The organism is Dyella caseinilytica, assembly GCF_016865235.1.
In the GTDB taxonomy this organism is placed as follows: domain Bacteria; phylum Pseudomonadota; class Gammaproteobacteria; order Xanthomonadales; family Rhodanobacteraceae; genus Dyella_B; species Dyella_B caseinilytica.
In genome coordinates this window covers 4,264,906-4,276,752 of record NZ_CP064030.1, presented here as the reverse complement: position 1 = coordinate 4,276,752, position 11,847 = coordinate 4,264,906, and the positions used below count along the sequence as shown (strand labels likewise).

The following is an 11,847-nucleotide window of genomic DNA, read 5'->3' as shown; positions in this document are numbered from 1 at the left end:
GCTATTCGATTTCCAGTGGCAAATCCTCGCTGACGGTGGAGTTGCCGCGCAATAGCCAGCAAATCATCACGATCAATAGTGCGGTTACCAGGAAACCTTCGGCCCAGAAAAAGCCGACGTAATCGATCATCAAGCCCATGGACGGGATCTTTGGCTGCAACTCGCGTACGGCAGGGATCGCGAAAAGCAGGCCGCCGATAAAGCCAAGCGAGCTGACCTCGGGCGATTCGCGGTAGTACAAAATGCGTAGCGCCATGATCAATACGATCAACGCAATCAACACCATGATGATGTTCAAGCTGATGGAGAACAGCTTGGTCGGCAGGGTACGGCGCATGGTGAACTCTGCATCGTAATAGCCTTGCTCATCGAAATGGCCCAGTGCGGTGACGGTGAAGCCTTCGAACTCGCATTTGGTGCAATCGACATCGAACGGCATCGGTTGCCAGCCATCGCCATCAGCGGTGGCCGTTACCAGGCCAATCTTCATCCTGATCCGGTGGGTGTCGAACGGATACAGGTATTGCGAACCGTTGCCCTCCACTTCGCTGAGTGTCTTGATGGTGGAATTGAAGGTGATGAAAGGCTCGTTCCCCGGCATGTTCCAGATCGAATCATCGATGCTGTCGCCCTCCAGCAGACGTGCATCGTGATAAAGGCCAAAATCTTTGCTCAGCATGCTCTTGGGCCATACGACGGTGAGGCGTCCTTTGACGTCACCCACAATCGGATTGAAGGACACCAGATTGATGCCGACGACGGGTCTGTCGTCACCCACTACAGCGCCTTTCGGAACGACTTCCGGTGATGCCGCTTTGTCTTGTGCATGCAGCAAAGACGCGCTGAGAATAAGGACGAAGGCGGTGGCGAGCTTGCATGCCAGCACGCGCCATCGATGTTTGCGATGGTGCAGGTGAGAAATCAGCGAAGCTTTCACAACATGTCGGGTCATGGTGGTGTGCCTTTCACCCGGTGGTTGCCTAAGCAGACGGAAGGCAAGCCAGCCCAAGAAGATCCGGATGAGCAAGAAGGGCGCACTGCATGAACGAGGTGGGGCGGTGTCCGTGAACGCGCATGCCGAAACGGAGCCGGTGCGTTACGCGACACTTCGCGTGGCACATGTGCCGCGCCAGGGATACGCCGAGGTATGTTCACGGGCCGGCGATACGCCTCCGTAGCTGCGATGCAGCATGCCGACTCTGCCGAAAGTCATCGGATGGCCGTGCGGACGCCGCGCTTTCGCTATCATCGGCGCTTTGCATTTGCGGAGACAGGCCGATGAGTTTTCTGAGCAGGATGCTGCGCCACAAATCCGTCGAGCAGTTGCAGACGGAAGCGGGCCGGCGCGGCGACTTCCGGCGGGTGCTCGGCCTGTGGCAGCTCACGGCGATCGGCATCGGCGGCATCATCGGCGTGGGTATCTTTGTGCTGGCCGGGCAGCAGGCCGCGATGAATGCGGGGCCGGCGGTGGCGCTCAGCTTCATCATCGCTGGCTTTGGCAGCGCCTGCGCGGCGCTGTGCTATGCAGAGTTCGCCGGACTCATCCCCGTTACAGGCAGCGCCTACACCTACGGCTACGCCGTGCTGGGTGAATTCGTGGCCTGGATCATCGGCTGGGATCTGCTGCTGGAATACGCGCTAGTGGTCGCGGTGGTGGCGATTGGCTGGTCCGGTTATGTGCAGGTGCTGCTGAGCTCGGTCGGTATCCATCTGCCGGAATGGGCGCAGCAAAGCATGAGCGCGCAGACCATGGAGTATTACCTGCAGCAATGGTTCGGCGCGCATGGTACGCAGGCAATTGCTGGTCCCAGCGATGGCCATCGCTTCAATGTGATCGCCGCAGCGGTGTCATTGCTGGTGGCCGCCTTGCTCACGATCCGCACCGAATGGGGCGCGCGTTTCAACACCTTGGTGGTGACCATCAAGGTGATCGGCGTGCTGCTGGTGGTCGGTGTGGGCGCGTTCTATGTGCACACGGCGAATTGGGCGCCGTTCATTCCGCTGCGTACGGTCGATGCGCAAGGGGTGGGGCACTTCGGCTGGGCGGGCGTGCTGACTGGCGCGAGCGTGGTGTTCTTCGCGGTATTTGGCTATGACACCCTCACCACTGCGGCTGAGGAAGCGAAGCATCCACAACGCGATCTGCCGCGCGCCGTGCTGTTGTCGCTGGCCGTGGCGATGGTACTTTATATCGCCGTGTCGCTGGTGTTAACCGGCATCACGCACTACAGCCATCTGGGTGGGGACGCGTCGGTGTCCGACGCGTTCGAGTCGATCGGCCTGCATTGGCTGAGTGTCACCATTGCCGCCGCCGCGGTGATCGGCGTGACCAGCGTGTTGTTCGCCTTCATGCTGGGTGCGGCACGCATCTGGTTTGCGTTGGCACGCGACGGTCTGCTGCCGGCGTGGTTCGCACATATCCATCCACGCTTTGGTACGCCGGCGCGGCCCACGGTGATTCTTGGCGCGTTCACGGCGCTGGTCGCGGGGCTGTTGCCGATCGGTGAAGTGGCCGAGCTGGTGAATATCGGCACGCTCAGCGCCTTCATCATCATCTGCATCGCCGTATTGGTGCTGCGCGTGCGCAAACCGCACGTCGCGCGTAGTTTCCGTGCGCCGGCGCTGGCGATCGTGGCGCCGCTCGGTGTGTTGTTCTCGCTCTTGCTGATCTTTGGCGTGCCGATGTCGGACAACGGTAGCTGGCATCTCATCGGCGGTCTGCCCTGGATCACCTTCGAGCGCTTCATTATCTGGATGGGCCTGGGCTGCCTGGTCTATTTCGGCTACGGCATACGGCACAGCAAGCTCGAGCAAAAGAAATAGTAAACAGAAAGGGGAAACGGGTAGACAAAACCGGCCGCGCATTCGCCTTCACGTTCTTGCGACGCGCTGCGTTACTCGCGCCGGTTTTCGCTTCTGCATGTTGCATGACCTCTGGCAGGGGAAGGGTGCTGGGGCCTTGGCTCTAACATGAGAGGGGCATCACCTTTCGGTGGTAGTCGTCACCCTGCGGTCTTCGCGGATATCCCGCGTAGGCAGCGCTTGCCCGGAGCCCTATGTGAAATCCCATGCCCTGCGTTTCAGTCTGATCGCCGCCGCTGTGTTCGCGGCTTGTTCCCTGTCGGCCACGGTGGCTGCGCAGTCCGAATCCGTCGGTACGCCGACGTCTGTCGATCAGCCGTATGCAGGGATGCTGACGGTCAATGTAGACCTCACGGATGCGGGCAAGCGCATCTTTCGTTCGCATGAAACCATTCCGGTAAAGCCGGGTGCCTTTACGCTGTTTTATCCCAAGTGGATACCGGGTGAGCATGCACCATCCGGTCCGGTGCAAAACGTCTCTGGCCTGATCATCCGTGCGAACGGCAAGCAACTGCCATGGCGACGCGATCTGCGCGATATGTTCGCGATTCATGTGGACGTGCCGCAGGGCGTGAGCCAGATCGATCTCGAATTCGAATTCCTCTCGCCCGGCGATGGCGAAGGCAGCAACTTCGGCGCTAGTGCTTCGGCCACGCCGGATCTGGTCGATATGGAATTCAACCAGGTAGCGTTCTATCCGGCGGGTTACTACACGCGGCAAATCCAGATCCAGCCGACCGTGCAACTGCCAGAGGGCTGGAAATTCGGAAGCGCGCTGGAAGTCGATAGCCAATCGGGCAACACCATCCATTTCAAGCCGCTGAGCTTCAACAATTTCGTCGACTCACCGCTGATCGCGGGCGCACATTTCAATCGTGTGGATCTGGCACCAGGCGCCAGCGTGCCGGTGCATCTGAATGTAGTGGGGGATTCCTCCAAAGACGTGCAGCTGACCGATAAGCAACTTGAGCAGCAGCGTAACGTCGTCACGCAGGCCAACCTGCTATTCGGTGCACATCACTACAGCCACTACGATTTCCTGCTGACCTTGTCGGATCACACCGGGCACTTCGGCCTGGAACACCATCAGTCCAGCGACGATCGCCTGCCGGCCGATTTCTTCACCGACGACGACATGCATCTGGTCGCCGCAAGCCTGATGCCGCATGAAATGATCCATTCGTGGAACGGCAAATTCCGTCGTCCGGCTGATTTGTGGACACCCGACTTCAACAGCGTGCCGATGCAGGATGATCTGCTGTGGGTCTATGAAGGCCTGACCGATTACTGGTGCAGCGTACTTACAGCGCGCGCCGGGCTTTGGACGCCGGAACAATATCGCGATGCCATGGCCAACATGGCTGGCGAAATGACCTATCGCACCGGCCGCGCATGGCGTTCGTTGCAGGATACCGCCGACGCCGCACCGCTCACCTACTACGGCTCGGAAAGCTGGATGAACTGGGTCCGCGATACCGATTTCTATCCGGAAGGCCAGCTGCTGTGGCTGGACGTCGATACCAAGATCCGCGAACTCAGCGGCGGCAAGCGTTCACTGGATGATTTCGCCCACGCCTTCTACGGCATGGACAATGGCAGCTACGTCACCAAGACCTACACCTACGAGGACGTGATCAACACGCTCAATCAGGTGCAGCCGTTTGACTGGTCGACATTCCTGCGCGCACGCCTTGACTACACCGGCGACCAACTGCCCGAACAAGGCATCGAACGCGGTGGCTGGAAGCTGGTATTCGATGACAAGCCCAACGCCGAAGAGAAGGCGATGGAAGGTATCCGCCATGGTGCCAACTTCGCCTATTCGATCGGGCTGACCGTGAATCAGAGCGGCCACATCAATGATGTGCAATGGAACGGACCCGCCTTCCAGGCCGGCATGGTGCCGGGCCTGACCATCGTCGCCGTGAATGGCCGTGACTTCTCCACCGATGCGTTGAAGGATGCGATTACCGAGGCCAAGAACTCGCAGGCACCGATCGAACTGCTGGTGAAAAACGTGGACCTGTACAGCACCGTGAAGGTCGACTATCACGGCGGCCTGCGTTACCCGCACTTGGTGAGGGCGGATGGCAAAGATCTGATTGGGGCGATCGTCGCGCCGCGCAAATAACCGGAACCGTACCCGCCTCCGGAACGGCCGCCTCGGGGCGGCCGTTTTGCTTTCTCCGCCGCCAAGGCAGGTCAAGGCTTGCCTAAAGCTGCCGATATATAAGCCAACGGCGCGTCGCAAGAAATCGCATCAGCGGCAAAGCGCAGGTTAAACCGTGTGCGCATCGCCGCATTGCCGGCGTAAGGTGAGAGGGGATATGGGCCAATTCTGGAAGCGACTGTTCGGGCGCGAAGAGCCGAAGGAACGGCCGCGTTTCAGCGTGGTCTTGCCTTGGCCGGAAGAGACTGCCAAGAACGATCAGGTGGCGGCCCTGAGCAGCGGCGATGTGCAGGACTGGTTTTATCGCCTAGTGCTCGGCATGCCTGGTTCCGACACGGCCGATTTGCGTCCGCCCGAACAGGTGATGCTCAAACGGCTGGATGAGCTTTGCGGCGGCGATCGCTTTGATATCAGCAGCCTTCCGCGTTTGCCGGAAGTGTTGCCGCAATTGCTGCGCTTGCTGAAAAGCGACAGCTCCGATGGCACCAAGGTCGCAAAGCTGATCAGCCGCGATCCGGTGCTGGTAGGCGAGGTGATGCGGGTCAGCCGCAGTGCGCATTACCGCACCGCCCGGCCGGTCAGCAGCCTGCAGCATGCGGTGGTACTGCTCGGGCAAGATGGTTTGCGCCAGATGGTGACCCAGCACGTGATGAAACCCATCCTGCACGCCAGCGCCGGCATGCTAGGCCATGCCGCTGGGCAGCGTCTGTGGGATCACGCCGAGCGCTGTGCACACGCCAGCATGTATCTGGCGAAAGGACACGGCGACCCGTTTGAAGCCTATCTCGCCGGTGTGGTTTGCAATGCGGGTGTCGGCGCCATGGTGCGTGTACTCGATCAGGAAGCGCCGCCCACACTTGGTGTGTTCAGCCGCAGTTTTCTGGTGGGCTATGTGAGTATGGCCAACCATCTCTCACTGCGCGCGGCCAGGCATTGGGAATTGCCGCCGAATGTCATTGAAGCACTGCGCGAGCGGCTGGAAGCGCGATCCCGGGCGCCGGTGACGGAATTGGGTAACGCGTTACTGGCGGCGGATCATCTGGCGATGATCCAGATGCTGGCTGAGAACCATGTGATCGATCGTGCGACGCCGCCTGCGCAGAGTAGGGCGGATCGGTTGCCGGATGTGTTGGTGGATCGGGCGCAGCAGGAATTGCGGCGGGTGTTTCGGCAGCATGAAGGTTACGTGGGTTGATGTGGCGTGATCTGACGTGTTTGGCGTCGTTGTGTATTTCGTAGGTTGAGGCATTGCCTTACGAAATGCACAACGGTGAGAAGGCCACAAACATGTCGAGCGCGCACTGCGCTAACCCAGCCTATGCCGCAGCGTAGCGGAAGGACCCTTAATGCGTCCGCTGCTCCGCAAACGAATAAACCTGATCCGCCCATTGCGTCGCAGCGTAATACGCACCCGCCATCTTGCGGATGTTCTGCGGCAGTATTTGGGCCGATTGCAGATCACCGGTTTCCCAAGCGTAGATCTGGCCAAGCAAAGGTGCGAAAGGTCCGCGTTCTTCCACCAGCGCTTCGCGAATCTCCGGCGCCAGTGGCAGATGGCTCAGCACGAATTCCATCGGCGCGCACAGCAGCGTATCGAGCAGGGAGAGCAGGCCGGCCATGAAGGCCATGTCCTGTTGTTCGGTGGACATGCCGTGCGCGAGCTTTTCGCACATGTGCGCGCGGATCAGCGCGGCGCGCAGCAGTTCTGGCGGACGATCGTCCATGCTGCTCAGCGCCATGGTGTTGATCCAGTTGCGCATGCGTGAGACGCCAAAGAAGATCGCTGCCTGCTGGATTGATTTCAGCTGGCGCGGCAGGGCGAAATAAGCCGAATTCACGCAGCCGAGCAGCTTGTAACTGAGTACGGCATCGTCGCGGATGATGTCACCCAGTTCCACGGGACCGGCGTTGTTCTCCTGCAAGGCACTCATCAAGCGCAACAGGCTCAGGCGGTTGGGTGTCAGCACCGGCACTTCGATTTGCTGCGGCACGAGCAGATAACGGCCCTGAATCGACTGGAATGGCAGGTCTTTGCAGCGGCCATAGGTCAGGTGATCGTCGACATTGCCGGCAATCACGCCCAATCCGCGCTCAAATAATTGCTTGCAGCGTTTGGCGAGCGTGTCGTCGTCCAGCGCCTTGGCATCAATGCGCACATAGCGTGCAAGACGTAGCAACGGTTCGAGCGGGCCGTGCGGTTCGCAGGCGGCGGGATCGAGGCTACCCAGGTCGAGCATCAAGGGGCAATTGCGCAGTGCGAGCTGCTGCAAACGCTGTACGACGGCGGTGTCGCGCACCTGGAACGGGTCGATGATCAGGCCCAGACGTGGTGTATGCGCCAGCACGTCGGTCTGTTCCAGCAGCAGCGAGCGCGGCATGCGCATGAAGGCGCGGTTGCCGCGCACCAAACGCGTGATGGCACCATCGGTAATGCCGGAGAGTACGCCGTCGGGCAGGGTGGTGTCGGCGTCGGTGCCTGCGCCCTGGCGATAGAACACCAGTTCGTAGGCGAACAATTCTTCTTCCAGATCAAGCATCGGGCTGCGCACGACCGGCAGCAGCATGTCGCTCAACGAGTGGGTGACGTCATTGCCTGGTGTCGCGGTGGCGGTGGCGGGCGCTGCAGCTGTACTCGTCGTCATGATATCGATACCGGGCGGAGGTGAAGCGACTACCGTGACGCGGGCTCCGAGCCCGGCTCACTTGGGGATGACGTCATCAAACCTGGACAAGCGGTACGGAACGGTGTGTGCCTTGGAAGGCGCCGCTGGGGCTGTACGTACCTGCTTGTGCATCCGTGCCGGTAAGAACGGAAAGAGCGCGTCGCACTTGCGTCAATCGCTGGCCGACGAGCGCGCCATTGCGCTGGTTCTTGTCGCGGCAGGTCGCCAATGATTTCAGTAACTCGCGCCAGGCCGGCTCAGCCTGGCTGGCAGCTTCGGCGGAAGTGCTGCACAGATGCAGGCGTTCCACGTCCAGTTGCTCCAGCCGGCGCATCAGCATCTGCTTGGCCTCGCCCGAGCGATTGAGCGCTTTGGCATCGGCGCTGGTGAGCGCTTCGCTTTCTTCGTCCAGGACGGCGATCAATTGCGCGATGGTCGCGCTCATTTCGTCCAGGACGGTGCGCAGCGTGGCACCAAGTTCGGCCTGCAGATTCGGGCTCATACCATTACTTCGTGCCGCTGATCTGGTTTTCCATCGAAGTCAGGCGATCGGCAATGGCGTTCGGATCCACCTGGTAGGTGCCGGCTGCCAGCGATTTCCTGATCTGTTCCACGCGCGCGCTATCCACCGGGCTGTCGGTGCTGCTGGCCTGCTGCAGGGCACGGGCCGAGTCGGTCAGCTGCACGCTGTCGCTGGATTGCGACACATTGCTGCTGGCCGGTGCATTGGTCGATGCCTGGCTGGCGCTGCTGTCCGTGTTGTTGGTCGCGAGCGGAAGCTGCGGTAATCCGTTTGACGATATGGTCGTGTTCATGGCTCTAGGAATGCTCTTATTCGATGAACCCTGTAAGGGGTATCGGCGTCCCCCGGGAAAACTTTAAGCCTGCCGATTGCATGAGTATGGCTGGTTCAGCCGGGGTTGGCGCCCCGGCCGTCCCCCTTAAGGCAATGCCTGTACCTGACCGGCGGCGATAACGATGCCGTCGATGATTTTTCCCGAATTTCCGTTGCGGACCCGCAGGTGGGCGCCGGTATCGCCGCCGTCCAGGGCCATGGCGGAGGCGCGCACTTCGATGCCGTCCAGATCCGCGATCAAGGCCACTTCTTCCCCGGCCCGCACGGTCTGGCGCCCATTGAGGTCGCCCGGTTCCAGCACGGCACCGGCAATCAGTGGTCTGGCCAGAGAGTGGCCGGTGAGTTCGTCGAGGCTTGTTATATAGCCGTAGCCCAGCCGGGTCACGTCGCGCTCCTCGGTGTGCACGTCGGCCGGCCCGGGGATGTCGCCGCGGGCCAGCGGGTGGCTGGTGACCAGCACCTGACGGAATACCTGCATCTGCACCGGTACCTGGATGGTCCAGCCGGGTGAGCCGCTGCAACTGACCGCCACAGCGACCCGCGATGGTGTGCCCTGAAGGTTGGGAAGGCGCGTCTGCAAAGCATGTGGACAAGCGGCCAGATGCAACCGTGGATTAAGCGGCGTAGGCATGATCACCACCCGGTTGCCGGCACCGCCGTACTGCGCGCGTGCTGCCTGTTCGGCGGCGGCGCGCAATTGACTGGCGGTGGTGTCGGCGATGGCTGCGTTGGCGGTTGCGGCCATCAGCAGCAGGGTCGTGATCACTAGGGGTTTCATGGGTTGTCGTCGGCAAGCATCGTTGCTAGCTGGCTGTTGATGGCTTCGCGCTCGCTCTCCAGTTTGCCGGACATCTGCGCGGCCTGATCGAACTGTCCGTTGATCAGCAACTCAAGGAATGCGCTGCCGTGTTCCTGCAGCCGCGCCGCTGACTGGCGCAGCGTTTCGCTGGACGGATGCTGGGCGTGCCGCGCGGTCAGCCGGTCAAGGCTGCGTTGCAGCACCTCGGTATCGAACCAGCGGCGGTCCAGCGAGGTGGGTTCCTGCAAGGCCAGATCCATGCTTTGGCGCAGGCCCACCACGGATTCGCGCACGGTGAGGCTGAGGCTGGCGATGTCATTACCGCTTTCGCCTTCCAGCCAGCTCAAGCACAGACGATGAGCCAGCGCTGCGGCGCGGCTGAGCGCTTCGCCGTGGCGGCGGGCTTCATAGGCGCGTCGTTGCAGGGCGCCCAGGGTGGCTTTGATGGTGGTGGCGCGCACTTGCGTGGCGTCCTGGGTCTCGCGCAGCGAACGTAGGTGTCCGCTGGTTTCCTGCAGTACGTCGTTACCTTGCTGCAGCGAGCGCTCGGTTTCATCCACGCCGCTTTGCGCACGCGCCAGCCGTTGCAGGCCGAGCTGCACATTGCCATTCATCTGCAAAGAGAATTCACCGATCGAGCTGGTCACGGTTTCGATTTCCGCCGTGGCCTGCGTGGTTTTCTCCGCCAACTGCTTCACCTCGTCGGCCACCACGGCAAAGCCGCGACCTGCATCACCCGCGCGCGCCGCTTCAATGGCGGCATTCAATGCAACCAGATTGGTCTGGTGCGCGATGTCCTGCACGGTGGTGGTCAGCGAACGGATCTGCGCGACCTGTTCGGTCAGCAGACTCTGATTCTGGTTCATGGCCGAGAGCGCACTGCGCAGCAAGCGCAGCTGGCCATTCAGCTCGGCGACACTGGCAGTGCTCTGCTCGCCTGTCTTGGTAGCCTGCCCGATCCCGCCCTGCGCTTGCTGCAGGATCGTCGACATCCCGGCGCTGTGCTCCGTCAACTGGCCGACGCTGTCGCGGCTCTCGCCAATGGATTGCTCCAGGCCCGATTGCTCGCGATGCAACGCCTGGGCGTGGGTCAGCACCAGACTCTGCTGCTCCAGCGATTGCAGGGCGACCGCGGCGGGCGCACGCGGAGCCAGCCGCGCGAACAACGGCGCGAGCAGCCCGGCTGCCACCGGATGCTTGCGCTTCAACCTCGCCAGTTCCGCTTCATTTCCGGCGAGGGCGGCTTGGGTCAAGGCGGCCAAATGCTGGCTGCGGATCAGACTCATAGGCGAAGCAATTCCATTCAAGGGTTCCCTGACATCGGCGGGAAAAGCTGAAAGTTGAGGAAGCAAGTGATGTGCCATTCCTTAATTTCCTCAAGTCCCGCGGGCATGAGCCGATAAACCGGGGACATCAAGCAGCACAGGAATTCCCATGAGCGGCGCGGCACTGCTGGACAGCGTGGAGAGTCACACCCGGCTGGCCGGACACAACCGCGTGGCCATGCTGCTGTTCCGCCTGGACGGTGCCCAGCTGTTCGGCATCAATGTGTTCAAGGTGCGCGAAGTGCTGCGCAAGCCGCCGCTGGAAAAACTGCCCGGTATGCATGAACTGCTTGCAGGCAGTTTCGACTACCGCGGCAAGACGATTCCGGTCATCGATCTGGCAGTAGCACTGGGTTACCCGCCACTGGCCGGGGTGGATTCGGCGCATCTGGTGGTCACGGAATTCAGTCGTTCCGTGCAAGGTTTTCTGGTCGCGGACTTTCAGCGCATCGTGCACTGCACCGGCGAATCGCTCGAAGCGCCGTCCAGCACCCTGGGCTTCGGCGGAAGGGTGAGCGCCGTCACGCGCATCGACGGTCAGCTGATGGCGGTGGTGGATGTGGAGCACGTGCTGGCCAGCATCGATGGTGCGGCGGCGGAAGTTTCCCATCGCATCCAGCAGCAGGCGGAGCAGCAACAACTTTCGCCGCGCCGCATTCTGGTGGTCGACGATTCCACCGTGGCACGCGTGCGTATCATCAATCTGTTCAAGCAGATGGACATCGAATGCCTGGTGGCGCAAGACGGCCAGGAAGCGCTGGAGCAATTGAACAGCATGGCCGCGGGCAAGGATGAAATGATTACCGTGGTGCTGTCGGATATCGAGATGCCACGGCTGGACGGTTACGCCCTGACCCGCGCCATTCGCGACACGCCCGCGTTGCGTTCGCTGAAGGTGGTGCTGCACAGCTCGCTGAGCGGCGTATTCAATGAGGCGCTGGTGCGTGATGTGGGCGCGGATCGTTTTATTGCGAAGTTTCAGCCGGATTTACTGGCGAAGACGGTGCTGGAGTTGATGGCCGATTGAGCCTGATTCTGCTCCCTCTCCCCTCCGGGGAGAGGGCTGGGGTGAGGGCAATCTCGCATGATGTTTCTGTGCTGCGTGAATGATTGAAAAGCACATTTGATGTAGGTGTGAAGTGCACGGCAAGCCCGGCCCCTCACCCCAACCC

10 protein-coding genes are annotated in these 11,847 nt (G+C 61.3%); 4 read left to right on the top strand and 6 right to left on the bottom strand.

Translation table 11 applies throughout. The annotated features are described in order from the left end of the window. Nucleotide 1 precedes the first annotated feature (1 nt). The gene (locus tag ISN74_RS18830) at nucleotides 2–952 is read right to left on the bottom strand and encodes a DUF4436 family protein (RefSeq protein WP_188795327.1); all 951 of its coding nucleotides are present in this window, start codon (nucleotides 950–952) and stop codon (nucleotides 2–4) included. Between the two features lie 326 nt (nucleotides 953–1,278). Between ISN74_RS18830 and ISN74_RS18825 the strand changes: the two genes are divergently transcribed. From ISN74_RS18825 to ISN74_RS18815, 3 genes are all read left to right on the top strand, one after another. Further along, nucleotides 1,279–2,823, top strand: a complete 1,545-nt coding sequence (locus tag ISN74_RS18825; protein WP_188795325.1) for an amino acid permease — start codon at nucleotides 1,279–1,281, stop codon at nucleotides 2,821–2,823. Between the two features lie 235 nt (nucleotides 2,824–3,058). Continuing rightward, nucleotides 3,059–4,993, top strand: a complete 1,935-nt coding sequence (locus ISN74_RS18820; RefSeq protein WP_229678856.1) for a M61 family metallopeptidase — start codon at nucleotides 3,059–3,061, stop codon at nucleotides 4,991–4,993. 196 nt (nucleotides 4,994–5,189) lie between these two features. Continuing rightward, nucleotides 5,190–6,227: an HDOD domain-containing protein gene (locus tag ISN74_RS18815; protein ID WP_188795323.1), complete on the top strand. Its 1,038-nt coding sequence runs from the start codon at nucleotides 5,190–5,192 to the stop codon at nucleotides 6,225–6,227. Between the two features lie 148 nt (nucleotides 6,228–6,375). Here the strand turns inward: ISN74_RS18815 and ISN74_RS18810 are convergent, their stop codons facing one another. The 5 genes from ISN74_RS18810 to ISN74_RS18790 form a co-directional block, all read right to left on the bottom strand. Continuing rightward, complete coding sequence (locus ISN74_RS18810; RefSeq protein WP_229678854.1) at nucleotides 6,376–7,674, bottom strand: EAL and HDOD domain-containing protein; 1,299 nt, start codon at nucleotides 7,672–7,674, stop codon at nucleotides 6,376–6,378. 76 nt (nucleotides 7,675–7,750) lie between these two features. After that, the gene (locus tag ISN74_RS18805; RefSeq protein ID WP_188795321.1) at nucleotides 7,751–8,197 is read right to left on the bottom strand and encodes a flagella synthesis protein FlgN; all 447 of its coding nucleotides are present in this window, start codon (nucleotides 8,195–8,197) and stop codon (nucleotides 7,751–7,753) included. 4 nt (nucleotides 8,198–8,201) lie between these two features. Beyond that, entirely contained in the window at nucleotides 8,202–8,510 is a 309-nt protein-coding gene (gene flgM, locus ISN74_RS18800) for a flagellar biosynthesis anti-sigma factor FlgM (RefSeq protein ID WP_188795319.1), read from the bottom strand. Between the two features lie 126 nt (nucleotides 8,511–8,636). Next, nucleotides 8,637–9,329 (bottom strand): flagellar basal body P-ring formation chaperone FlgA, encoded by a 693-nt coding sequence (gene flgA / locus ISN74_RS18795; protein WP_188795317.1) that lies wholly within the window; start codon nucleotides 9,327–9,329, stop codon nucleotides 8,637–8,639. Continuing rightward, nucleotides 9,326–10,636: a methyl-accepting chemotaxis protein gene (locus tag ISN74_RS18790; RefSeq protein ID WP_188795315.1), complete on the bottom strand. Its 1,311-nt coding sequence runs from the start codon at nucleotides 10,634–10,636 to the stop codon at nucleotides 9,326–9,328. The genes flgA and ISN74_RS18790 overlap by 4 nt, the downstream gene beginning before the upstream one ends. Before the next feature lie 148 nt (nucleotides 10,637–10,784). On the opposite strand from ISN74_RS18790, the gene ISN74_RS18785 reads away from it, so the two are divergent. Continuing rightward, a complete protein-coding gene (locus ISN74_RS18785) occupies nucleotides 10,785–11,702 on the top strand; it encodes a chemotaxis protein (protein ID WP_188795313.1) in 918 nt (305 codons plus the stop codon). Nucleotides 11,703–11,847 lie beyond the last annotated feature (145 nt).

Coding starts and splice junctions, on each gene's coding strand:
- ISN74_RS18830 (WP_188795327.1), bottom strand. CDS start 952: ATGACCCGACATGTTGTGAAAGCTTCGCTGATTTCTCACCTGCACCAT.
- ISN74_RS18825 (WP_188795325.1), top strand. CDS start 1,279: ATGAGTTTTCTGAGCAGGATGCTGCGCCACAAATCCGTCGAGCAGTTG.
- ISN74_RS18815 (WP_188795323.1), top strand. CDS start 5,190: ATGGGCCAATTCTGGAAGCGACTGTTCGGGCGCGAAGAGCCGAAGGAA.
- ISN74_RS18810 (WP_229678854.1), bottom strand. CDS start 7,674: ATGACGACGAGTACAGCTGCAGCGCCCGCCACCGCCACCGCGACACCA.
- ISN74_RS18805 (WP_188795321.1), bottom strand. CDS start 8,197: ATGAGCCCGAATCTGCAGGCCGAACTTGGTGCCACGCTGCGCACCGTC.
- flgM (WP_188795319.1), bottom strand. CDS start 8,510: ATGAACACGACCATATCGTCAAACGGATTACCGCAGCTTCCGCTCGCG.
- flgA (WP_188795317.1), bottom strand. CDS start 9,329: ATGAAACCCCTAGTGATCACGACCCTGCTGCTGATGGCCGCAACCGCC.
- ISN74_RS18790 (WP_188795315.1), bottom strand. CDS start 10,636: ATGAGTCTGATCCGCAGCCAGCATTTGGCCGCCTTGACCCAAGCCGCC.
- ISN74_RS18785 (WP_188795313.1), top strand. CDS start 10,785: ATGAGCGGCGCGGCACTGCTGGACAGCGTGGAGAGTCACACCCGGCTG.